Below are 22,771 nucleotides of genomic sequence, written 5' to 3'. Positions count from 1 at the left end.
ATGTTTTCTGGAGTTTATTCCATGTTTTTCGAGGTTTATTCCATGTTTTTTAGACTTTATTCCATGTTACACTTTCAGGTATAATATATTCCCTCTTTTTTCTTTCTCCAATTCCCTCTAAATTAAGCTGAGCTAATAAATTGCCAGCCACCTTCACATCAGCAATACCAAAAAACTCCCGAAATGTGCGATTTGTCAGCCTTTCGCCAAATAATATTTTATAATCATGCAACCCTGTTAAAATCGCATCATCAAAACGTTTAGTACAGTAAGGGCATTGAAAGCTTTTGCCGCGCCAATGCTGTAAACGGACAGTAGGTTGGCAATGCGGACATATTGCACCTAGTACTGTTTCAGGCGGAATAGCTGGCCTGCTAAATGGTTTTCTTTCATAGCTTGCAAGCAATAATTCTTTTAAACTCGTTAGTTGTTCACTCGTTATCGTTGGGGAATACTTTTTGAAAAGTTGCTGAAGTTTTGTGCGTAAGCCTGTCACGTGGAAAATTAAATATTGCGGTGGTGTCATACCGATATGAGATGAGGCGCTTGTCATGATAATTGCGGGTATTACAGGTAGTCCAATCCCCCATTTACGAAGAAGTATTTCGATGAAAAGTCGATGGCGTTCAATTTGGTCGATTGGATTGCGATAAACGTCCTGGGTGCCATCACTTTTAGTGCGGATAAATTGATGTGTTCGTGATTCAAAATCCAACCGCCCCATGATATGCTTTACTTCAAGAAGCAGCACAAAGGATTGGCAAATAAAAATGGTGTCAATCTGATGTGTGAAATTTGCTAGGTTCGTTATTTGATAATCATGAAAAAGATAATGCTTCTGCTCTAAAAAAATATCCGCCCATTCTCGGTCTACTCTACTTTCCCCCAAGTAGCCGACCTTCGTTCTTTGGTACAATTCATACAAGCTTGTATCCTGACTATTTCTTTGAAGCAAGGTTTCTAAATAAAGCAGATAATCTGGCATATTCCTTGCCATTACAATCACTAGCATCCCTCCTTTTTAGACAATATTATATAATATTCCCCAGGAAATTTCTTTTTATTTTAAAAATATTGGAGGTTAAAAAGCGCAGGGAATCATTATTTTCCTGCGCTTTTCCATCATTAGCCTAACAGCGCACGGTCGGAATTCATTTTTTCACCGCGGATGCGCTCGAATTCTGCCATTAGGTCTGGAATTGTTAAGCCTTGTTTTGATTGCTCATCTACTTGTAAAATGATTTGCCCTTTGTCCATCATAATTAAGCGATTTCCTAAATCTAAAGCTTGTTGCATATTATGTGTGACCATTAATGTTGTTAAATTATCCACCTCTACTAGCTCCTTTGTTAAACGGGTAATAAGCTCCGCGCGTGAAGGGTCTAACGCTGCGGTATGCTCGTCTAATAAAAGGATTGCGGGCTTTGTGAATGTTGCCATTAATAACGATAAGGCTTGACGCTCTCCGCCCGACAATAAGCCGACTTTTGCGTTAAGGCGATTTTCTAAATTTAAGTGTAGCCTCTCAAGCGATGTGCGGAAAAAGTCTCGACGCTCGCGGTCAACACCACGACGTAAAGTACGTTTCGCATGGCGTGAATAGGCAATGGCTAAGTTCTCTTCAATCGTCATAGAGGGTGCAGTTCCTGCCATCGGGTCTTGGAACACACGTCCAAGATATTGTGAACGCTTATATTCTGGTAAGCGTGTAACATCTGTATCCTCAATTGAGACAGTGCCATAATCAGGTGTTAACGCACCAGAAATCATATTCATCATTGTGGATTTTCCAGCACCATTACTGCCAATTATTGTGACAAAATCACCAGGAGCTAGGGATAAATTAATATCATTTAATGCTACCTTTTCATCTGGTGTGCCTTCATTAAAAATTTTATTAATCTGTTCTAATTTAAGCAAGTGGTTTACCTCCCTGCTTGGCTAATTGTCGCTCTGCTAAACGCTTTGTCTTATTTTTTTGCTGTTTACGCTTATTTACTATTTGCGGAATAACAAGCGCTAAAATAACAATTACTGCTGTAATAAGCTTCATATCGCCTGTATCGAGCCAATCGATACGCAATGCAATCGCATAAATAATACGATAAATAATTGCCCCAACAACAACTGCTAAAGTCGTGCGGAAAATTGTTTTTGTGCCGAAAATCGCTTCGCCAATAATAACCGATGCAAGGCCAATAACAATCATCCCTATGCCAAGCCCAATATCAGCATATTTTGCATATTGCGCAATTAAAGCACCAGAAAATGCGACAAGTGCATTCGAAATGCCTAGCCCTAAAATAATTAATTTATCTGTATTAGCCGAAAAACTACGAATCATTCGCTTGTTGTCACCTGTCGCACGAATCGCAAGTCCTACCTCTGTTTTTAAGAACCAATCCACAATAAATTTAATAATAACCGTAATAATAATCACGACAAGCAACGTACCCCATGTTGAAGGTACTGGAGTAATGCCCATGCTCTTCAAAATATTATTGAGTGCATCATCAATACCCAAATTACGCCAAAAATCATAAAACTGTGTAAAAATTGTACCCTCATTTAATAAAGGGATATTCGAACGTCCGATTGAGTTTTCAGCAGTTAACCCCATTATTCGCAAATTAATTGACCATAATGCGATCATCATTAAAATCCCAGAAAGCAGTGGATTTATTTTTCCTTTTGTGTGTAGTAAGCCCGTCATACATCCTGCAATAAATCCAGCCACAATTGCCACTAATGTAGCGATAATTGGATGATAGCCGAGCACAATCATCATCGCTGCTGTCGCTGCTCCTGTCACAAAGCTTCCATCAACCGTTAAATCTGGAAAGTCTAACACTCGGAATGTTAAATACACTCCGAGTGCCATAATTGCATAGATGATTCCTTGCTCCACTGAGCCAAATAATGCTGTAAACATATTGAATCATCTCCCAAAAAAATTATTTTACTTCAGCATTCCACGCATCTTTCACTTCAATGCCTAATGAATCTGCTGTATCTTTATTGATTACTAGTTTTAAATTCGCAGGATATGCTGCAGGTACTTCGCTTGGCGATTTACCCTCTTGTAAAATTTTGATTGCCATCTGTCCTGCTTCATAGCCGATATCGTAATATTCAAAGCCATATGCACCTAAGCCACCGCGTGCAACTGAATCTAGCTCCCCTACCATCGTTGGGAGATTGTTTGCTTTTGCTACATCGATTACCGATTCTAATGCGGAAACGACTGTATTATCTGTTACGATATAGAGTGCGTCTACTTTTCCTACTAATGACTCTGTTGCTTGCTTTACCTCAGCAGATGTTGCTACTGATGCTTCAACTAATTCTAAACCCGCATCTGTTAATGCTTGCTTCACTTGCGCAATTTGTGCAACCGAGTTTTGCTCACCTGAATTATAAACTGTGCCGACTTTTGTTGCACCCAGCTCGTTTTTCATAAAGGCTATCGTGTTGGCGATAGTATCTGGATGTAAGTCAATCGTTCCTGTTACATTGCCACCCGGTGCTTCCATTGAATCTATTAATTGTGCATCCATTGCATCGGTTACAGATGTGAAAACAATCGGAATATCAGATGTTGCACTTTTTGCCGCTTGAGCAGATGGTGTAGAGTTTGCAAAAATTAAATCTACTTGATCTCCTACTAGCTTTTGTGCAATCGACATATTCGCATTATTATCACCATTTGCCGTGTTGTAAATAAATTCTGCTTCAATACCCGCATCCGCAAATGCCGCCTGGAAGCCTTTATATGCTGCATCTAATGAAGGGTGCTCAACAATTTGTGTCACCCCAATTTTATAAGTTTTTGCCTCATCTGAAGCATTATTATTGTTTGTCTCTGTATTAGTAGATGACTGATTATCTGAGCCAGTACCACATGCTGCTAGAAGCAAAAGTACTGCTACAAGTAAAAATGCTAGTTTGTTTCTCATAGTAAATGAATCCCCCCATAATTCTTGCCTCACTTCATTTGAATAAAGTGATAATTATCGTAATATTACACGTGACCTTTTACGTAGTCAATAATATTAAAAATGTTCCGATGACGAAATACATAAATATTCTTACAATTTGGCGCTTTAAACCACTAAACTAAAGCATTTTATAAATTGTGAACTTTTTGTGTCTTTTTTAATTAATTGTGCACCAGCTAACTCTAACCCTATTTTTATAGCTTACAACGAGTTAGTAGTCTTTTAAAAATTCGTGATGTTATTAAGTCTTTATGCCACTCAACTCCCGCTTTTCGTAAAGTAAAGTTTCACTCCTTCTAGAAAACATTCACTGAATTAAGATGACTAATTATTTTATGTTCTCTATTGCTCTAGTACAAAATTTTAGTTATAATATCTATTTGTGTTTATACACCGTGGTTCGCAACCATCCCACGCAAAAAAACTAGGAGGAATTCGATATGAAGGTAAAGTTTTTAGCAGCGAGTGCCATTATTGCAGCACTGTATATCGCAGTGACAATGCTCGTTGCTCCTATTAGCTTTGGGCAAGTGCAGTTCCGCATTGCTGAAATGTTTAACCATTTAGTGGCATTTAACCCTCGTTACATGGTTGGTGTCGTACTTGGCGTACTTATTTCCAACTTTTTATTTTCTTCAGTTGGACCAATTGATTTAATTTTTGGCGTAGGACATACTGTTGTAACGCTGGGCATCTTTATTTTTATTTGTAAATATGTCAAAAATATTTGGGCTCGCTTAATCATCAATACGTTTCTATTTACGTTTACGATGTTTATTATTGCGTTCCAATTAAATTTAGTATTAGAGCTACCATTTTGGGAAACTTGGCTTGTCGTTGCAGTTGGTGAATTCACTGTGTTAGCGATTAGCGCCCCAATTATGTATTTATTGAACAAGCGACTTGATTTTAAGAAACTAATATAAAGCTGTTGCGCGTGCGTGGCGCTCTAAGGCTGTGTCAGGAAAGGCTGTCCGAAAAGATTTTATCTTTTCGGACAGCCTTCGCTTTTATATAAAAAAGTCTTTACCTCTGCAGCAGCCATTACTGCCTTCTTTGAAAATGCTTTTCAACTGCAATTTTTCCGCCTAATTTATCAGAATTGATTGACTTTTTTACACATACCTTTTACAATGGCACTACATCTTTGTTCGGGCATGGTAGCAGGTTGCGGGAGCGCGACCACCATAAGACGAGATGAGTAGAGTTTAGTTTGAGCTGAGAAAAATTGATGACTAAGAATAGTAGCAATTGTTTTATGTTTGAGAGAGTGCATGGCTGGTGAAAATGTACCATAAACAATTGTGAATGGGCCTTAGGAGAGCTGTTGGCATTAGCTTGTCGACGGACGGAATTCCCCTACGTTATAAGGGGATTGAGTGGAAGCAAATATGCTTCAAGCTGAGGTGGCAACGCGGTATTTATCGTCCTCTACAAAAAGGAAATTCCTTTTTGTAGAGGACTTTTTTTATTTTAGAAGGAGGAAAAAATATGCAAAAATTTTCACGGACAACGATTCGAAAAATAAATGGCGATTGTCTAACCCCTATTATTATTTTTAATCGGTTGCAAGGTACACAAAAGTTTTTATTAGAAAGTGCCATGAAGCACGAAACGGCTGGACGCTATTCCTTTATTGGTGCAAACCCACGCAAAACATATAGCGGTAGCGGTGACATTTTACAGGAAATCAATCATTTAACAAATCAAACCTATACGTATTATGGCGACTTAATTCAATCACTCAAGCAAATGATGCCGCGCATTTCTCAGCATACAGAATACCCTTTCATGGGAGGTGCTATCGGTTATATTCACGACAATGAGGTACTGTTTCAAGTGTATGATACCGTCATTATTTTTGACCATATGACAGACGAGCTGGCGATTGTTCATACAAATATCGAAATCGAGCAGCAAGCCCCAAATTTAGACCTACTAATTGAGCAATTAACGAATGGCAACAACATGCACAGTATAAATGAAGCTTTTGCTGACTACCGTACATTTCGCGTAGAGCAAAGAGCAGCTTATTTATATTATGTAGAGTTTTCCAATGACATCTTGATTGGTTCATCGACAAATAGCGTCATTAACGTGAAAAATAGTACTGTCACAACGAAGATTCCTGAAGTGATTGGATGGGCTGAAGATGGGCAACTCCCTCCTTCTGCTCACTCGATTGATGCATTAGCTGAAGCAGCCAAAAACATTCCATCTATGTTAGGCTATATCGGCTTTAATGGGCAAATTGATTTTACAACGGAGGGGTGAATCAAATGGTATTACAACAATATATAGCGAAAGTTAAAAAAAATGAAAATTTAACGATTGATGAAATGAAGGACGCAGCAACGTTCATTTTTTCCGAGGCAACAGCAGCAGAGGATATTGCTGATTTTTTAATAAACCTTAGTGTCAAAGGAGAAACAGCACAAGAGGTTGCAGGTCTAGCAATGATTATGCGCGATAATGCGGTAAAAATTAATGTGCCTGAGGGCATTTATATCGATAATTGCGGTACAGGTGGCGATGGCTTGCAAAGCTTTAATATTAGTACAACAACAGCATTCGTTCTCGCTGGTGGCGGTCTGCTTGTGGCAAAGCATGGCAATCGTAAAATATCAAGTGCTGCTGGTAGCTCTGACGTATTGGAGGCGCTGCAAATTCGGCTGCTTCCTTCCGTAGAGGAAACAACTGAGTTGCTTGCACAGCATGGTATCGCTTTTTTACACGCACCTAATATGCATCCTAAATTAAAGCGTATCGGCGCAATACGTCAGGCTATCGGCAAACCGACTATTTTCAATTTAGTTGGACCTTTGACGAATCCTGTCCCATTAAAAACACAATTTGTCGGAATTAATCGCCCGCATTTTACGACAGATTATGCGCAAGTATTAGATATGCTTGGTCGCAAACGGGCAATTGTCGTATCTGGCACGAGAGGCATGGATGAGGCATCGTTAGAGGGAGAAAACACACTTGCATTACTTGACCTTGGCGACATTATCCCGTTCAAGCTACGTGCTGAGGATGTCGGCTTACGCGCTGCACCATTGTCAGCAGTTCGCGGGGGGAATGCACAGGAAAATGCAAAAATTATGCTTGATTTATTAAATGGACAGCAGGGCGCTTATTTAGATACAGTGCTGCTCAATGCAGGAATTGGTTTCTTTGCATACGGCTCCGCACAAACAATTAAAGAGGGAATCGAAATCGCCAAGGATAGCATTTTTTCAGGGCGTGCTCTCGAAAAATTACAGGCGGTTATTGCCTATTCGCAGCAAAAGGAGGAAATCCAATGACGATTTTAACTCAAATTATTGAGCATAAAAAAACCGAACTAGCTAATTTACGCACTGTAAAACCTAATTTTACTGAAACGGTAAAACGCCCCTCTCTTTACGAGCGGCTGCGTCAAGCTACAACTGTTCAGATTATTGCAGAGATGAAGCGCGCCTCCCCCTCAAAGGGCGATATTGCAACAAATGTTGAACCAGTAGAGCAAGCAAAAATTTATGAACAGGCAGGCGCTATTTGTATTTCAGTTTTAACTGAAGGGAAATTTTTCAAAGGCTCTTTTGCTGACTTACATGCGGTGGCACAGGCTGTTCATATTCCTGTACTATGCAAGGATTTTATTATTGATCCAGTGCAAATCGATTATGCAAAGGCTGCTGGTGCATCAGTAATTTTGCTCATTGTCGCTGCTTTAACAGATGAGGAGCTTGCCTCTCTACATGCCTATGCAACAGCTTTACAGCTCGATGTTTTAGTAGAGGTGCATGACATAGATGAGCTACAACGCGCATTGCAAATAAATCCAAAAATAATCGGTGTGAATAACCGTAATTTAAAAACATTTGAGGTTGATTTGGCACAAACCGCAGAGGTAGCACAGCATTTAACAAATGACGATATCGCCTTTATTAGCGAAAGCGGTATTTGGGGACCAGAGGATGTAGAATTTGTAGCGGCGGCTGGGGCTTGTGGTGTGCTTGTTGGCGAATCGCTCATGCGTAGCAATAACGTAGCTACTGATTTACAGGCATTGCAAATTCCATTAGCAAAGGCTGGTGAAATAGAATGACAATGGTCAAAATTTGTGGCTTAAGGACGGCTGAGCATGTCGAAGCAGCAGTGAAGGCTGGGGCGGATTTTGTCGGCTTCGTCTTCGCACCTAGCAAACGCCGTGTTTCGATAGAGGAAGCAGCACTGCTCGCTAAACATATACCTGCACATATCAAAAAGGTTGGTGTCTTCGTTAATGAGGAGGCAGACGTTATTCAAACCATTGCAAAAGCTGTTTCACTTGATTATATCCAGTATCACGGCGATGAAACGAATGATTTTATTCAGCAGGTCGGCTTGCCTGCATTGAAAGCTTTTTCCGTGCGCAATGCTGATGATATTAAAAAGGCTGCCACCTTTGCTGTTGAATACTATTTATTCGATGCACCCGGCACAGATTTTCGTGGGGGTAGCGGACATACATTCGATTGGTCTTTATTAAAGAAAGCCAATATAGCACAGGAAAAAGTAATCGTCGCTGGTGGCTTAACGCCCAGCAATGTTGCCGATGCGATTCAATTAATTCATCCAGCGGCGGTGGATGTGTCAAGCGGTGTTGAAAAGAACGGTATAAAAGATGCTACCTTAATCCAGACATTTATTCGCAATGCGAAAGGAGCAATACAATGACAACTGTAAAAGGACGTTTCGGTGAATACGGTGGGCAATTCGTCCCCGAAACATTAATGACGCCTCTTCTTGAGCTAGAACGGGCTTATGAAAAGACCAAAAATGACCCTGAATTTTTAGCACTATTTCATTATTATTTGCAGCAATATGTAGGGCGCGAAACGCCTCTCTATTTTGCGGAGCGCTTAACGGCTAAATGTGGCGGTGCAAAAATTTATTTAAAGCGCGAAGATTTAAACCATACAGGCGCACATAAAATAAATAATGCGATTGGACAGGCACTCCTTGCAAAGCGTATGGGCAAAAAGAAAGTTGTTGCTGAAACAGGTGCAGGTCAGCACGGTGTGGCAACAGCTACTGCATGTGCTTTGCTTGATTTAGAATGCATCGTTTATATGGGGGCAGAGGATGTAAAACGTCAAGCATTGAATGTTTTCCGTATGGAGCTGCTTGGTGCAAAGGTCGTTGCTGTCGATAAAGGCTCGGCTACTTTAAAGGACGCAGTGAATGAGGCTTTACGTCACTGGGTAACGAATGTGGAGGATACACATTATATTTTAGGCTCTGCGCTTGGTCCACATCCTTTTCCAACGATTGTACGTGATTTCCAGCGCGTTATTGGTGATGAAACACGCACACAAATCATCGAGCAGGAAGGTCGGCTGCCAGACACGGTCATCGCTTGTATCGGTGGTGGTAGTAATGCCATTGGTATGTTTTATCCATTTGTTGAAGACCAAAATGTACAGTTAATTGGTGTTGAGGCGGCGGGTGCTGGACTTACTACAGACAAGCATGCGGCAGCGATTTACGGTGCGCAAAAAGGTATACTACACGGTGCTTATATGTATTTATTGCAGGATGACAACGGCTTTATACAGGAGGCACATTCGATTTCAGCAGGGCTTGATTACCCAGGAGTTGGACCTGAGCATTGCTATTTAAACGATATCGGACGTGCTCTTTACGAAAGTGTGACAGATGTAGAAGCTTTGGAGGGTGTTAAATTGCTCGCTGAAACAGAGGGAATTTTACCTGCATTAGAAAGTGCCCATGCCATTTATTATGCGGCTCAGCTTGCTAGGTCGAAATCGGCTGATGAAATCATTGTCGTTTGTTTATCAGGTCGTGGCGATAAAGATGTCCATACATTAATTGATGCGATTGGAGGTAAAGAGGCATGATTCAACAAGCAATTGAACAGGTTTTAGCACGTGGTGACCGCGCCTTCGTTCCTTATATTATGGCAGGCGACGGTGGCTTAGCGACATTAAAATCAACTATTTTACGCTTACAGCGAATAGGCGTAACAGCGATTGAAGTCGGCATTCCCTTTACAGACCCTGTCGCAGATGGACCAACCATTGAGCTAGCAGGACAACGCGCATTACAAAATGGTACAACATTAAAATCTGTCTTAGCGACATTGGCAAGCTTTGCAAATGAAATCACTGTACCTCTCGTTGCAATGACCTATTTGAACCCTGTTTTAGCCTATGGGGCAGAAAAATTCGCATATGATGCAAAGCAAGCTGGCATTCACGGTGTCATCATTCCTGATATGCCTTTAGAGGAACGCGCAATTATTTATAGCGCATTACAAAAGGAACAAATCGCACTCGTGCAGCTTGTCTCCTTAACAAGCCCTACTAAGCGTATCGCACAACTCGCTACAGCAAGTGAAGGCTTTATTTATGCGGTTACAGTTAACGGCATTACGGGTGCACGTAGTGATTTTGCAAACGAGCTAGAAGAGCATTTCGCCAAATTGAAAGCAGTCAGCTCCTTACCTGTCCTAGCGGGCTTCGGTATTTCCACACCTGAGCAAGTAAAAAAATTCGCTCGCTTTAGCGACGGTGTCATCGTTGGCAGTAAAATTGTCGACGCATTAGCAAATGGAGATTGGCAGACGGTAGAAGCATTAGTTAACGCCTCTAAGGAAAAAAAAGAAAGCCATTGAATGCAGTTTTGTATTAGCAACGCAATGAAAAAAATTGTTGCCTCTTGATTTTTACTAAGAATAAACACCGCTAAAGTCCGTGTTTCTCCCATTTTCAAACATAGCTTCCTAGCACCATAACACCAAACAACAGCGTCCAAAACGCCAGCAAACGCACGGCATTTTGGACGCCCTACTTATTTCAATTTCCCTAGCATATCAACAGTCATTGAAGCTAAATCGTATTGTGCGTTAAAGCCCCATTCAGCTTTTGCCGCAGATGAATCAATCGAGTTTGGCCAGCTATCAGCGATTGCTTGACGCACCGGGTCAACATCGTAGGCAATTTCAAAGCCTGGGATATGCTTCTTAATTTCTGCCGCAATTTGTGAAGGCTCAAAGCTCATCGCTGAAATATTGAAAGCATTACGATGCGCTAACTTCGAACCATCCGCCTCCATTAAATCAACAATCGCCTGCAATGCATCAGGCATATACATCATATCCATATACGTGCCTTCGGCGATATAAGATGTGTATTTCCCTTCTTCAATCGCTTTATAATAAATATCGACTGCATAATCCGTCGTTCCCCCACCTGGTGGCGTAGCGTAAGAGATTAAGCCTGGGAAACGAACACCTCGTGTATCCACACCAAATCTTGTGAAGTAATAATCACATAGCAATTCTCCTGCTACTTTATTGACACCATACATTGTTGTAGGACGCTGTAACGTATCCTGTGGCGTATTATCCTTTGGCGTAGATGGACCGAATGCACCAATCGAGCTTGGTGTGAAAAACTGCAAATTCAGCTCACGTGATACTTCCAATGCGTTCATTAAGCCACCCATATTCAAATTCCATGCAAAAACAGGATTTTTTTCAGCGGTTGCTGATAACAGTGCAGCCATATGAATCATCGTATCTGCACCAAAATCCTTTGCAAGCTCATGCATTCGCTTACCGTCTGTTACATCTAATATTTCAAATGGACCATCTTGCTGTGCTGCGCGAATATCTGTCGCTAAAACAGCATCAGTTCCATAAATTGTACGTAATTTCCCTACTAACTCTGAACCAATTTGACCAAGTGCACCTGTCACAATAATTTTTTTCATTCCCGTACCCTCCTGTGGCGTTATACATTTGTACACCCTAAAAATACATTTAAACATTGCAATGACGCGGTTCATTTGTACTTTTATTGAAATTAATTATAAAATGTTCTTTTGAAAAAGACAATCATTAATTTTCTTTTCATGTAAAAATGCTATCAAATCGAAAGCTTTTGAGGATAGCAATTTCATTTAGCTATTCCCCACAAAAAAGAGGCTATCCGAAAAGATGTACACTTTTCGAATAGCCCTTGCTTCTATATTCAATTACGCCTCCGCTTAATCATGTCGGGATTTTGAATTGTGCAAGCACAATTCAAAATTCCTGACATCCACCGAAGGCTTTAGGCCAACACGAGATGTTGGTCACTCAGTTGTTATCTTAATATGCGATGTTCTTAGACTGGGTTCATCTTTATCAGTGAGTGTTTGACACCAACTGGAATCGGTCTTATACTTGCATTCATCTCGTCTCCTATAAAGGTGGGAAACTTCTGTACCTGTCGCTTCGCTTTCAGCACAAAAAGGTCGTCTTAAAATGGCTTTTCAGACGCTGCCTTCACAACTCCCTCATATAAATTTGGTCTGCGGTCATCGTATACTGGGATGCGTGTCCGCACTTCGTCAACAATTGAAAAATCAACTTCAATAATCGCTAACTCTTCGTCCTCCGCACCTGTCCAAAGCACCTCGCCCCAAGGCTGAATAATCATCGATTGACCGTTGAAGTTTTCTACCTTATTTGCAATGCGATTAACTGCTATGACGAAGCATTGATTTTCAATGGCACGTGCCTGTAATAATGTTTTCCAATGGTCGATACGCGGCGTAGGCCATTGCGCTGGTACAAAAAGCACTTTAGCGCCTTGTAATGCATGTGAGCGTAACCATTCTGGGAAACGAATATCGTAGCAAATAACACCGCCTGCTTCTATATCGCCAAGTGCAAAGCGATTTAGCTTATCTCCAGCCTGTAAATATAAATGCTCGTCCATTAAACGGAATAAATGCGCTTTACTATACTCGCCAACAAGCTCTCCTTCTTTATTAAACGTGTACATCGTATTAAAAAATTCATCACCAACACGAATGGCAACAGAACCACCAACAATATGAACGGACAGTTCCTTGGCAAGAAAGCTTAAAAATTGCTTTGTGCGCTCGCCATTTTCATCTGCTAGCTCGGGCAATTTTTCAAGTGCATAGCCTGTATTCCACATTTCTGGTAGCACGATTATTTCAGCGCCACCTTGTGCAGCTTGACGAATAAATTGCTCTGCTCTCTCAAAATTTTCGTCGACTTTACCAAAGCGAACATTTAATTGAATACATCCTATTTTCATTGCTTCACTTCCTATATAGACATTTTAGAAAAAAAAGGTTACCATATTTCATTATATTCAGAAAACGAGGGATTTGCATGGAATTTTCAAAAAAACTACAGCAGCTACCACCGCAATTTTTCGCTTCACTCGTTCAAAACGTCAATGCAGCAATCGCTGAAGGACGAGATGTTATTAATTTAGGTCAAGGCAATCCTGACCAACCAACACCAGCACATATAATTGAAGCTTTACAGCAAACGGCCGAAAACCCACTTAGCCATAAATATCCCCCATTCCGCGGAATTGAGGAGCTACGCGAGGCAGCGGCAGCATTTTATTTACGTGAATACGGCGTGACAATCGACCCTAAAACAGAAGTCGCTATCGTAGGTGGCACGAAAATTGGGCTTGTTGAGCTGCCACTTGCATTAATGAATCCAGGTGATTATATGCTATTGCCAGACCCAGGGTATCCGGATTATTTATCAGGTGTTGCATTGGCAGATGTGAAATTTGATACGATGCCCTTGCTACCAGAAAATCAATTTTTACCTGATTACAACGCCTTAAATGACGAAATAAAAGAGCGCGCAAAGCTACTCTATATTAACTATCCTAACAATCCAACTGGTGCAATTGCAACCTATGGGTTTTTTGAAGAAACAGTCGCATTCGCCAAACAGCATAACATCGCAGTTGCACATGACTTTGCCTATGGTGCGATTGGCTTTAATGGGCAAAAGCCGATTAGCTTTTTACAAGTGGATGGTGCAAAGGATGTTGGAATCGAGTTTTATACATTATCAAAAACATTTAATATGGCTGGCTGGCGCGTTGGCTTTGCGGTCGGAAATGCCCAAATGATTGAAGCTATCCAGCTATTACAAGACCATCTATTTTGCAGTCTATTCCCAGCTATTCAGCATGCAGCCGCACATGCCCTTACAGTTGAGCAAAGTGCTGTCGAGCAACTACGCGCCACGTATGAAAGCAGACGCAATGCATTAATTGATGAGGCCCATAAAATTGGCTGGCAGGTAGAAGCTCCCGCTGGCTCCTTCTTCGCTTGGCTACCTGTGCCAGAAGGTTACACGAGCGAGCAATTTACTAACCTGTTACTAAGCAAAGCGAATGTTGCTGTCGCTAGTGGAAATGGCTTTGGACAATTCGGTGAAGGCTATGTACGTGTTGGCTTACTTGTAAATGAGGAGCGGCTACGCGAGGCAATGCAGCGAATTGCCGCACTGAATATTTTTTAACGAGGAAATTTCCGAATAAAATCATACATTAGAAAAGCGTTCGTCTAGCGCCGATAGACATTGGAAAGTACAGATGCAAAAATAAACGCTCACCACTTTTACATGAATACTTGAAATAACCGAGAGGCTGGCGTTTTAGCCTAAACACTGTTCAAATGCTAAAAACCTTTGCTTTCTTATTCTTTTTTAAAAAACATATGCACTTCTACGGTCACACCAAAATATGCCCGTAGAAGCGCTTGTTTTTCTCCAACATTGCAAAAGTTTTAGCTTGTATTGTTTCCTTCCACAATATAAATGATAAAACATTAAAAAGTTTTAATAAAAAAATCTACTAAACTATTGAACCATGCCCCTAAGTTATATTTTATTTTCGCTGCCTTTGTATATTGATTTGTGAAAAGAACCTGCTGAGCCTCGTCTGTTATTTTTATATTTTCAATTACTGTATCGTATATATCATCTGCATATTGCTCATGCGTTGTATCCTTTTTTGAGTATGCTGCGCCGAAGCCAATTTGTGTACCTTCGATTGCATCGCTAATTGCAAGCGTTGTTACTAGCTCCTCACCAACAGCGAGCTTGATTTCACCTTGCCCTACTTGTAATGAAAAATGACGTCGATTTTTTAAATTGCGTGGATACTCTTCTTCATCAATACGTGAGCCTTGCTGTGTATCATGATAGGAATAAATCGTTGCCTTATTGAAAGCATAATCTTCACCGCTCCACACGATTTCCTGCAAAGAATGACGCTCGATTTCAGTCTCCGTTTTATTTAGTTGCTTTTCAAAAATAATTACCTCATTATCCTTTAGCATGATACGCATATAGCTCATATTCTTATGATAAATGTAAACCGACTGCTCTCCGACAACATTTCCGTGAAAATCAAATTCTAGATGATAGGCTGTCGGCATCCTTTGCTGTAAAATCATTGTCGCTTCCTCTGAAGGCAAGGAAGTTAAAATAATCTCATTATTTAAAAACTCTGCCGCCCCATTAGAAATTTCCCACTGTTCCGCAAGCTTTTTATCACCAATTACAAACTCAACACGCTGTTTGCTCGCCTGCTGAATTTTCATCATCAAATGATTTGTAGACCAATATGGTGAAACTTGAAGTCTGCTTAGATTATAAATATTTGCATCTGCGTCATTATAAGCATCTAGCTCTAAATTAAAATGCATTTTATATAATTTTTTAATATGTCGGTCATTGACGTTTTCCACGAGCGTATCCATATTATTATAAAGTGAATTGGCGTGCATAATCGCATAAGCCTTTGGCACTTCCTCAAGCGTATTCATATAAATTTCCTGCATCAATTCATAGTCACCTGCAATGCGTGCCTCCATCTCCGCTCTTGTTTCTGTAGGAATCATATATTCATCTCGAATAAAATCCATTAAATAATGATTGTAATACTCAATCATCATTTTATCAGGTACATCATTTTCATCAATAACACCTAACGACTGTCCCTCATCATTAAATATATTAATATATGTTAAGCGATAGCCATTCGAGCCGAGCTCCCAAAATCCGCTATCTTCCATTAACCTCAAATGCTTAGGCTTTAAAAATTTTGTATCTTTTGTATCCATTTTATTGGCATACGTATACATCGTTGCTTTATAATTCAATTTTTCTAATATTTTTTGAGCGAAAATACTTGAATCTGTGCGCCCATCCTCAAATGATAAATATAAAGCTTTTTCAGGCAGCGGCTTCCCTAGCTCATAAAAATCAATAATATCCTGCTGGGAAATTGTTTCATAGCCTTGCTTTGCTAGTAGCGATAATTGCTTATCTAAATTGCCTTTTGTCACGTACTTTGGTGACTCACCACGACTCACCCCAAAATACGATAATGCAATAAAGCCTTCCGTATTTTCCATTGCTATTGCGCTATCTTCAAACTGATTTAACAAAAAGATTGTACGTATTAAAATTGTTGCAAGAAAAACAATGATAACTGCTTGAATAATAGAGCGAATGATTTTTTTACGATTTTTTAATTGAGCATTTAATGCTACTTTCTTGTTATTCATCTTTATCACCCGCATCTTTTAATAGACGTTTTTCTTTGCGCCGCGCTTTTCTTTCTAGCTTCCTTTGTTTCGCTAATACATCCTGCGGCGTTTCCCGTGTACCCCATGTTGATTTCCAAAACGTTACCCAAGCAACAGGCATTTGCCAAAGCAATACAAACTCATAAAATAAAACAAAAATAAAACCGAATGACCAGAGCTTACTTCTTTTAAAATAAAGATGCGCTAAGCTCATTAGCATTGCCATTAATAATAGACCAACAAGAAACGTTCTAGGGAAAATCCCTTGAGTAAAAGGAACCCAAAGTAAATTATAAACAACGACAATGGGTGCTGCGATTGGCACAATTAAACCGATAATAAAAAACAAAAACATGAATGGCTCTTTTCTCCAAATAAATGTACAAGCCCGTAATGATTCCCTAAGCCACGAACGTTTCCAGCGCATTTGCTGTGATAAAAAGGCCATTGTGCTCGATGGAACGATTGTTGAGCAAACAGCGCTATCTTGATATGCTGTCCGATGTGTTTTTAAAATATAATTTGTCATACTACGGTCATCGCCAAACGTAGCAGGCTGCCCAAGAAACTTTTGATTAAGCCATGCTTCTCCATTTTGCAAAACAAGCTCCTTGCGATAGCAGGAGAGCGGGCCAGATAAACAGGTCACTGCATCAAACCATGATTCTGCCGCCTTCATAATACGAAATGCAACATAATAGCGAACTGTTTGTAATTTCGTTAAAGCATTGGTAAATTTATTTGCTACTTCCGTGCGTCCTGCTACACCACCCATTTTGGGGTCCTGAAATGGCTGCACTAAATTGCGTACAGCATGAGGCTCTAAGAAACTATCAGAATCAACAAAAATAACTAAATCATGCTTTGCCATACGTACTCCTGTCATTAATGCCTCACGCTTTCCACCGTTTTGTGGCAATTGATGCACAATTAAACGCCCTTTCGTTTTAAAGCGTTCACCTTCTTGATGAATAAGAGCAGCTATTTCTTCAGCCCTTTGCTTTGTTTGGTCAGTAGAGCAATCATCAACGATAATTACTTCAAGCTTGTCAATTGGATAGTATTGATTTATGCAGCTTAATATTGTACTTTGAATCCATTTTTCTTCATTAAAAACGGGAATAATAATTGATACACCGGGCTCATAATGAGGATTTATCACTAAGTTACGATAAAACATGCCAAATAAATAGCGACTTAGCAAAAATGCAGCAGCAATCATACTATATAAATATAAAGATTTATTAAATTTGAAATAAATGACACTTTCAGCCCGCATCAGCATAATCGTCAATGCAGCCGCCAGCAGTATGAGACTAGCAGTAAAGACAGACAGTCCCCAGCGTTTCTTGCTCAAATATTTATGCAACGGCTGTAAAAATTCGTATGCATAGTAATAGCGAATTTGCCCCTCTACCTCTTTTGTAAACGTGCGAATAACCCTTCCCTTTAGCTTGACATTAGCCTCGTAGCCTTCAGGCATTGCACCATCAGGTATTGTGAAGCGCATTCGCATCACCTCATCTATTTGGAACGCATTTGATATGTCACAAGAAATGAGAATGCCAGTTACAGAAATATCCTCACAAATAAACTTAGCTGAAACATCTGACTTTAAAATTTTCACAGGAAATGCCGTACTATAACGTAAGCTTAATGACTGAAGCCAAAATAATTCATTCACATCTGCTATATCTATTTCTGCTTGCTGATAGCTAGCTCCTCGACGGTCAACTAAGCTACGTGTATTTTCCGGGTCTGGAATATTCGATAAAATACGCCTATCTTGTTTTCTTACCATCAAAATTTCCTTTTTCACCACAATCAATCCACGCTTTCCTCGGAATGTTGTTCAATCCATGTAAAGAGCTTTTTAAAGAAATTGCCTTGTTGTTGTAGTTGCTCTGGCAATCTCCCAATCATTTTTGTTCTAATGATAATTTCCCTAGTGGCTACTAGGGTCATTATTACCCTGTGTAAAGCAATCTGTTTTCCAATCATTTTCGCTGTCTGCTCATCAATAAGGACTAACTTGATATATGCTAAAAAATATTAAAATATACTTTTTTCAAAAAGCTGAGGGGCAAACTAAATTATCTTTAATACAATAGACATCTTAATTTTAGTTATTTTAAAATCGGTGTTTTAGACATCACTTTTCCTAATTCCACACAATAGCAAAAAAAATTGCCTGAAAAGCGCGCGTTCGCATGCTTTCCAGACAACCTTTTTAGTTTCTCTATTTAATTACGCCAAGCTCGCGACCTACTTTTGCATAAATCGCTAATGCGTCATCTAACATTTCTTTCGTGTGTGCTGCTGTAGGCATGTTGCGCACGCGCCCTGTTCCTTTTGGTACCGTTGGGAAGACGATAGATTTCGCATAAACACCCTCTTCAAATAAGCGCTTTGAAAACTCCTGTGTTAGCTTTTCATCTCCAATAATACATGGTGTAATTGGTGTTTCGGACTCGCCGATATTGAAGCCTAATTCAGCTAAGCCTTTTTTCAAATAATCGCCATTTTCCCACAGCTTATCATGTAGCTCTGTAGAGTCAATAATCATTTGCACTGCGCTTGTAATTGCTGCAACATCCGCTGGCGGTAATGCCGTTGAGAATAAAAACGGACGTGAGCGTACTTTTAACCAATCAATTAACTGCTTCTTCCCTGCTACATAGCCGCCAACAACGCCAATTGCTTTTGATAATGTACCGATTTGGAAGTCAATCTCATTTTCTAAGCCAAAATGCTTTACTGTTCCTTTCCCTTTACCTGTCACACCTGAACCATGTGCATCGTCTACGTAAGTAATAAGGTCATATTCCTTTGCGATTTCAACGATTTCTGGAAGCTTTGCAATATCGCCATCCATCGAGAACACGCCATCTGTAATCACCATTATTTTATTATATAGACCCGACTCCTTAGCTGCTTTTGCTTTTGTGCGTAAATCATCCATATCTGAGTGATTATAAGCAATAATTTTCGCTTTTGATAAGCGGCAACCATCAATAATTGAAGCATGATTTAATTGGTCTGATAAAATGGCATCATTTTTATCCATCACAGCCGAAATGGCTGCCATATTACAGTTAAAGCCTGATTGGTATGAAATAGCTGCCTCTGTACCTTTGAATTCAGCTAGCTTTTCCTCTAATTTCACGTGCAAATCAAGCGTTCCATTAATTGTACGTACAGCCCCCGCGCCAACGCCGTATTTATCGAGCGTCTTTTTCGCCACTTCTTTCAGCTCATCATTTGTAGCTAAGCCCAAATAATTATTAGAAGATAAATTAATTAAATTTTGACCGCGCACTTTAATAATCGGTCCATTTGCCCCTTCTACTGGATCGATTTCATTATATAACCCTTGCTCATGCAACGCTTGTAAGTTTTCTTCTAAAAATGCATCTAATATTTTTGACAAAGCACTTCATCCCTTCGTGTAAGATAAAATACGCCCCAGCCTTTGAAGTTAACTAGAGGCTTTATTTTGATTTTAACATAATTACATTATTTACTGTACTGACTCGCCAACTAGCTGCTCTAGCTTATTTCTAAAGAACGGCAATGCCCATTGAATAATTTGCCCCGTGCCTAGCGCGAGTATCACTGTTCCTACGCCAACCGGTCCACCAAGCAACCAGCCAGCTGTCGCCGCAAAAACCTCCATAATCGTCCTCGCCAAACGCACTGAACCTCCAAACTGCTCCACAATAATCATCATAATCGTATCGCGTGGACCCGCCCCAACATTCGCTGAAATATATAAAGCACAGCCAACACTCATTACAAAAAACCCTGAGATAAAATAAGAAAGCTCACCTACAAAAGCGGATGTTGATGGCAACAACCAATTAAATAAGTCAATAAAGGAGCCAATTAACAGCATATTCAACCATGTTGCAACTTTCGGTAATCGGCGTAAAAAGATAGATGTACTCACAACAATAATTAGTCCAGTTAAAATAGACCAAGTTCCAATTGTCAAACCAAACTGCTTAAACAAACCAATATGTAATACATCCCAGGGACCCGTTCCAAGAGCATTCCCCTTAATTGTTAAAGAAATACCTAATGACATAACAGCGAGACCGATAAAAAAGAATGTCCACTGCCACGCAAATTTTTTTTGCATATAATTGCCTTCTTTCGTTAATAAAGGCATCCGAAAATCATATAAAACACTGCTTTTCGGATGCTTCGTTTGTGTTTTAATCTATTACACCTCAGCGTAATTGTTTCTGGATTTTTCCAGGCTATTTGCTGGAGTTAACTTAAAACCCTCACGTCCTGTGACATCTGCCAGAGGTTTTAGGGCAACACGATGTTGGTCACTCAGTTGTTAGCTTAGAATGTGAGTTCCTATGATTCAGCGAGTGATTGGACAATCGGTCTACTGCTTGCATGCACCTCGTTACCTATAGAGGTGGTAGACTTCTGTACCTGTCGCTAGGCTATCGGCACAAAAACATGTGCTCCTATGGTTACTCGTCGCAGTAAACATTGCTGAAAGACGTTAAACCGTTAGCTCTCCATATTTTGCATTCACTACTTTAAGCAAATGTGCTGGTGATAATTTCATTTGCATACCGATTTTTCCTGCGCTAACAATCATAAAATCTAGCTGCTCCGCTGACTGATCAATAAAAGTTGGAAAAAGCTTTTTCATCCCCACTGGTGAGCAACCCCCTCGAACATAGCCTGTTAAGCCTAATAGCTCCTTCACCGCAATAAGCTCCACTTTTTTCTCACCCGCTATTTTTGCAGCTGCCTTTAAATCTAGCTCCTTTGCCACCGGAATGACAAATACATAAAACTGTCCTTTTCCGCTCGTTGCAATAAGCGTCTTAAATACCATTTCTATTTTCTGATTTATTTTTTGTGCCACTGATATCCCATCTACTGCGCTATCATCAATTGTATATTCTAGCACTTCATGTGGAATTTTCTGTTGCTCAATCATGCGAATCGCATTTGTTTTGGCTGTTTTCTTTGCCATTTGAAAATCCTCCTATTTTCGCATACAAAAAAAGCTGTTCTAGCATACATACTAGAACAACTTTTCGATTTACGCAATTCTTGAAAATACCGACTCCGCACCTGCACGATAGCCATTTTTCACCATCTCGATATGACTTTGATATTGTATTTTCGCTTTCTTATACGCTCTTTGTACAATTAAATTTTCTAATTCCTTACCGAAAATAGTTGGTGCTGTCACGTCTCGTTCAACTTCATTCATAAAATGCGCAGGCACACGAACAGTTAAATCTTCATCGGCAAATGGGGGCTCCTCTTGTAGCTCCTCCTCAACAGTCGTCCCTGTCTGCACCTGCTGAATTTGTGCTGTTGCGCTCGCTGCCACTCGCAAATCTTGTGGAGATGGCTGAGCTGGTGCTAACGCCGCCTTCCGTACTTGCTCTAATATTTTAATTGTTTCATCATCTGTGCCACTTGTAGGTACTTGAATCGATACTTCTCCACCACTCACGTAAAGCTGGTCGTCTGGTCCTTTCATATACGTATACGAAACTGGTCCAGTCACACTTGCTCCTGCTGCCTTATGTGCTTGTTCATGCGCCTTCACTTCGTCCTCTGTCATTTGTAGCTGGCGCAAATGGGCTTTTGTTTCAGGTGTTTCTATCTTTTCTTGTATTTTGTCCTGTTGGAGATTGCTTGTTTTTGCATCTGCGGCTAGTAAATCCTTCTCCGTTTTACCAGACAATAAATTTTCTAGCGCCACTAGCATCGGATTTTGACTAGCCTTTGCGAACTGCGCTGTTCTTTTATAAGCCTCGCCCATTTCCCTACGCTGCAACGCTTTTTTACGATCCTCAAAATCTAGTAGCCTATTTTGCATCAAGCTTGCTATTTTCATAAATTTCACCTCTTCCCTCTTTATCAATTACGCATCGGCGTAATTGTGTCCAATTTTTTCTAAGCTGTTTAGTGGAAGTTAACCTAAAATCGTCACAGCCTGTGACCGCTACTGAAAATCGGTCTACTGCTCGCATTCATCTCGCCATCCGTAGAGGTGAATGACTTCTGTACCTGTCGACTTGCTATCGGTATAAATATAATTTGTCGCTACGCCTTGCGCACAAAAAACATGTGCTCCTACAGTTACTCGTCCCAGTAAAAATTGCCGAAAGACGTTAAAGCTCCGATTGATGAATCTAACAGTTTGAGGGAAATAAAGCCCTTCACATACCGCTAGCCTCACTTTATTAAGACGATTATATCAGATAACAGCGCTTTCTTTCATTAAATAAAACGATAATTGGTTCGTAAGTAATATTGCTTTAATAAATTTCAAAGTTCATTCTTGAAAATAGCTTTTTGAAACC

General features: G+C 40.1%; 21 protein-coding genes, 1 riboswitch and 1 other annotated feature. Of the genes, 8 read left to right on the top strand and 13 right to left on the bottom strand.

Going from position 1 to position 22,771, the window contains the following annotated elements; translation table 11 throughout:
* Window positions 1-49: 49 nt before the first annotated feature.
* The 4 genes from C9J36_RS01270 to C9J36_RS01255 all read right to left on the bottom strand — a co-directional run bounded on the left by C9J36_RS01270 (window position 50) and on the right by C9J36_RS01255 (window position 3,956).
* Window positions 50-997, bottom strand: coding sequence for a nuclease-related domain-containing protein (locus tag C9J36_RS01270; protein ID WP_235616041.1), 948 nt, complete (start codon window positions 995-997; stop codon window positions 50-52).
* 128 nt (window positions 998-1,125) lie between these two features.
* A complete protein-coding gene (locus C9J36_RS01265; protein WP_107942000.1) occupies window positions 1,126-1,920 on the bottom strand; it encodes an ABC transporter ATP-binding protein in 795 nt (264 codons plus the stop codon).
* A complete protein-coding gene (locus C9J36_RS01260; protein ID WP_107941999.1) occupies window positions 1,913-2,932 on the bottom strand; it encodes an ABC transporter permease in 1,020 nt (339 codons plus the stop codon). Before C9J36_RS01260 ends, C9J36_RS01265 begins: the two co-directional genes overlap by 8 nt.
* Before the next feature lie 22 nt (window positions 2,933-2,954).
* Window positions 2,955-3,956: an ABC transporter substrate-binding protein gene (locus C9J36_RS01255; protein ID WP_107941998.1), complete on the bottom strand. Its 1,002-nt coding sequence runs from the start codon at window positions 3,954-3,956 to the stop codon at window positions 2,955-2,957.
* 431 nt (window positions 3,957-4,387) lie between these two features.
* A riboswitch (PreQ1 riboswitch) is annotated at window positions 4,388-4,432 on the top strand.
* A 6-nt stretch (window positions 4,433-4,438) separates the two neighbouring features.
* Between C9J36_RS01255 and C9J36_RS01250 the strand changes: the two genes are divergently transcribed.
* From C9J36_RS01250 to trpA, 7 genes are all read left to right on the top strand, one after another.
* Window positions 4,439-4,924 (top strand): QueT transporter family protein, encoded by a 486-nt coding sequence (locus tag C9J36_RS01250; protein WP_107941997.1) that lies wholly within the window; start codon window positions 4,439-4,441, stop codon window positions 4,922-4,924.
* Between the two features lie 296 nt (window positions 4,925-5,220).
* Window positions 5,221-5,433: a binding site (T-box leader), on the top strand.
* Window positions 5,434-5,489: 56 nt separating this feature from the next.
* Window positions 5,490-6,272: a metal ABC transporter ATP-binding protein gene (locus C9J36_RS01245; protein WP_107941996.1), complete on the top strand. Its 783-nt coding sequence runs from the start codon at window positions 5,490-5,492 to the stop codon at window positions 6,270-6,272.
* A 5-nt stretch (window positions 6,273-6,277) separates the two neighbouring features.
* A complete protein-coding gene (gene trpD / locus C9J36_RS01240; protein ID WP_107941995.1) occupies window positions 6,278-7,306 on the top strand; it encodes an anthranilate phosphoribosyltransferase in 1,029 nt (342 codons plus the stop codon).
* The gene (trpC, locus tag C9J36_RS01235; RefSeq protein WP_107941994.1) at window positions 7,303-8,091 is read left to right on the top strand and encodes an indole-3-glycerol phosphate synthase TrpC; all 789 of its coding nucleotides are present in this window, start codon (window positions 7,303-7,305) and stop codon (window positions 8,089-8,091) included. The genes trpD and trpC overlap by 4 nt, the downstream gene beginning before the upstream one ends.
* Window positions 8,088-8,702: a phosphoribosylanthranilate isomerase gene (locus tag C9J36_RS01230; protein WP_107941993.1), complete on the top strand. Its 615-nt coding sequence runs from the start codon at window positions 8,088-8,090 to the stop codon at window positions 8,700-8,702. The genes trpC and C9J36_RS01230 overlap by 4 nt, the downstream gene beginning before the upstream one ends.
* Window positions 8,699-9,886, top strand: coding sequence for a tryptophan synthase subunit beta (trpB, locus tag C9J36_RS01225; protein WP_107941992.1), 1,188 nt, complete (start codon window positions 8,699-8,701; stop codon window positions 9,884-9,886). Before C9J36_RS01230 ends, trpB begins: the two co-directional genes overlap by 4 nt.
* Window positions 9,883-10,662 carry a tryptophan synthase subunit alpha gene (gene trpA / locus C9J36_RS01220; RefSeq protein WP_107941991.1) on the top strand — a complete coding sequence of 260 codons (780 nt, stop codon included), beginning with the start codon at window positions 9,883-9,885 and terminating at the stop codon, window positions 10,660-10,662. The genes trpB and trpA overlap by 4 nt, the downstream gene beginning before the upstream one ends.
* Before the next feature lie 176 nt (window positions 10,663-10,838).
* Here trpA and C9J36_RS01215 read toward each other — a convergent pair whose 3' ends face one another.
* Complete coding sequence (locus tag C9J36_RS01215) at window positions 10,839-11,762, bottom strand: L-threonine 3-dehydrogenase (protein ID WP_107941990.1); 924 nt, start codon at window positions 11,760-11,762, stop codon at window positions 10,839-10,841.
* Window positions 11,763-12,292: 530 nt separating this feature from the next.
* On the bottom strand, window positions 12,293-13,102 hold the full coding sequence (locus C9J36_RS01210; protein WP_107941989.1) for a carbon-nitrogen family hydrolase: 810 nt from the start codon (window positions 13,100-13,102) through the stop codon (window positions 12,293-12,295).
* 77 nt (window positions 13,103-13,179) lie between these two features.
* Here C9J36_RS01210 and C9J36_RS01205 point away from each other — a divergent pair, with 77 nt between their 5' ends.
* Window positions 13,180-14,343 (top strand): pyridoxal phosphate-dependent aminotransferase, encoded by a 1,164-nt coding sequence (locus C9J36_RS01205; RefSeq protein ID WP_107941988.1) that lies wholly within the window; start codon window positions 13,180-13,182, stop codon window positions 14,341-14,343.
* Window positions 14,344-14,651: 308 nt separating this feature from the next.
* On the opposite strand, the gene C9J36_RS01200 is transcribed toward C9J36_RS01205, so the two are convergent.
* From C9J36_RS01200 to C9J36_RS01175, 7 genes are all read right to left on the bottom strand, one after another.
* On the bottom strand, window positions 14,652-16,397 hold the full coding sequence (locus tag C9J36_RS01200; protein ID WP_107941987.1) for a polysaccharide deacetylase family protein: 1,746 nt from the start codon (window positions 16,395-16,397) through the stop codon (window positions 14,652-14,654).
* The gene (locus C9J36_RS01195; protein WP_107943054.1) at window positions 16,390-18,219 is read right to left on the bottom strand and encodes a glycosyltransferase; all 1,830 of its coding nucleotides are present in this window, start codon (window positions 18,217-18,219) and stop codon (window positions 16,390-16,392) included. The genes C9J36_RS01200 and C9J36_RS01195 overlap by 8 nt, the downstream gene beginning before the upstream one ends.
* Before the next feature lie 23 nt (window positions 18,220-18,242).
* Window positions 18,243-18,419 (bottom strand): hypothetical protein, encoded by a 177-nt coding sequence (locus tag C9J36_RS17240; protein ID WP_161956361.1) that lies wholly within the window; start codon window positions 18,417-18,419, stop codon window positions 18,243-18,245.
* Window positions 18,420-18,657: 238 nt separating this feature from the next.
* Window positions 18,658-19,848, bottom strand: a complete 1,191-nt coding sequence (locus C9J36_RS01190) for a glycine C-acetyltransferase (protein ID WP_066168037.1) — start codon at window positions 19,846-19,848, stop codon at window positions 18,658-18,660.
* Between the two features lie 90 nt (window positions 19,849-19,938).
* Complete coding sequence (locus C9J36_RS01185) at window positions 19,939-20,559, bottom strand: YczE/YyaS/YitT family protein (RefSeq protein WP_066168034.1); 621 nt, start codon at window positions 20,557-20,559, stop codon at window positions 19,939-19,941.
* Between the two features lie 381 nt (window positions 20,560-20,940).
* Window positions 20,941-21,423, bottom strand: a complete 483-nt coding sequence (ybaK, locus tag C9J36_RS01180) for a Cys-tRNA(Pro) deacylase (RefSeq protein WP_107941986.1) — start codon at window positions 21,421-21,423, stop codon at window positions 20,941-20,943.
* Window positions 21,424-21,492: 69 nt separating this feature from the next.
* Window positions 21,493-22,302, bottom strand: coding sequence for a putative metalloprotease CJM1_0395 family protein (locus C9J36_RS01175; protein ID WP_107941985.1), 810 nt, complete (start codon window positions 22,300-22,302; stop codon window positions 21,493-21,495).
* Window positions 22,303-22,771: the final 469 nt, after the last annotated feature.

Source organism: Metasolibacillus fluoroglycofenilyticus (genome assembly GCF_003049645.1).
GTDB classification, from domain to species: Bacteria; Bacillota; Bacilli; order Bacillales_A; family Planococcaceae; genus Metasolibacillus; species Metasolibacillus fluoroglycofenilyticus.
The sequence above is the reverse complement of the archived record's forward strand: the minus strand, read 5'-3'. Positions and strand labels throughout refer to the sequence as shown.

What these genes read in the sequence shown, in the direction of transcription:
- C9J36_RS01270 (WP_235616041.1), bottom strand. Translation starts at nt 997, where the DNA reads ATGGCAAGGAATATGCCAGATTATCTGCTTTATTTAGAAACCTTGCTT.
- C9J36_RS01260 (WP_107941999.1), bottom strand. Translation starts at nt 2,932, where the DNA reads ATGTTTACAGCATTATTTGGCTCAGTGGAGCAAGGAATCATCTATGCA.
- C9J36_RS01255 (WP_107941998.1), bottom strand. Translation starts at nt 3,956, where the DNA reads ATGAGAAACAAACTAGCATTTTTACTTGTAGCAGTACTTTTGCTTCTA.
- C9J36_RS01250 (WP_107941997.1), top strand. Translation starts at nt 4,439, where the DNA reads ATGAAGGTAAAGTTTTTAGCAGCGAGTGCCATTATTGCAGCACTGTAT.
- C9J36_RS01245 (WP_107941996.1), top strand. Translation starts at nt 5,490, where the DNA reads ATGCAAAAATTTTCACGGACAACGATTCGAAAAATAAATGGCGATTGT.
- trpD (WP_107941995.1), top strand. Translation starts at nt 6,278, where the DNA reads ATGGTATTACAACAATATATAGCGAAAGTTAAAAAAAATGAAAATTTA.
- trpC (WP_107941994.1), top strand. Translation starts at nt 7,303, where the DNA reads ATGACGATTTTAACTCAAATTATTGAGCATAAAAAAACCGAACTAGCT.
- C9J36_RS01230 (WP_107941993.1), top strand. Translation starts at nt 8,088, where the DNA reads ATGACAATGGTCAAAATTTGTGGCTTAAGGACGGCTGAGCATGTCGAA.
- trpB (WP_107941992.1), top strand. Translation starts at nt 8,699, where the DNA reads ATGACAACTGTAAAAGGACGTTTCGGTGAATACGGTGGGCAATTCGTC.
- trpA (WP_107941991.1), top strand. Translation starts at nt 9,883, where the DNA reads ATGATTCAACAAGCAATTGAACAGGTTTTAGCACGTGGTGACCGCGCC.
- C9J36_RS01215 (WP_107941990.1), bottom strand. Translation starts at nt 11,762, where the DNA reads ATGAAAAAAATTATTGTGACAGGTGCACTTGGTCAAATTGGTTCAGAG.
- C9J36_RS01210 (WP_107941989.1), bottom strand. Translation starts at nt 13,102, where the DNA reads ATGAAAATAGGATGTATTCAATTAAATGTTCGCTTTGGTAAAGTCGAC.
- C9J36_RS01205 (WP_107941988.1), top strand. Translation starts at nt 13,180, where the DNA reads ATGGAATTTTCAAAAAAACTACAGCAGCTACCACCGCAATTTTTCGCT.
- C9J36_RS01200 (WP_107941987.1), bottom strand. Translation starts at nt 16,397, where the DNA reads ATGAATAACAAGAAAGTAGCATTAAATGCTCAATTAAAAAATCGTAAA.
- C9J36_RS01195 (WP_107943054.1), bottom strand. Translation starts at nt 18,219, where the DNA reads ATGGTAAGAAAACAAGATAGGCGTATTTTATCGAATATTCCAGACCCG.
- C9J36_RS17240 (WP_161956361.1), bottom strand. Translation starts at nt 18,419, where the DNA reads ATGATTGGAAAACAGATTGCTTTACACAGGGTAATAATGACCCTAGTA.
- C9J36_RS01185 (WP_066168034.1), bottom strand. Translation starts at nt 20,559, where the DNA reads ATGCAAAAAAAATTTGCGTGGCAGTGGACATTCTTTTTTATCGGTCTC.
- ybaK (WP_107941986.1), bottom strand. Translation starts at nt 21,423, where the DNA reads ATGGCAAAGAAAACAGCCAAAACAAATGCGATTCGCATGATTGAGCAA.
- C9J36_RS01175 (WP_107941985.1), bottom strand. Translation starts at nt 22,302, where the DNA reads ATGAAAATAGCAAGCTTGATGCAAAATAGGCTACTAGATTTTGAGGAT.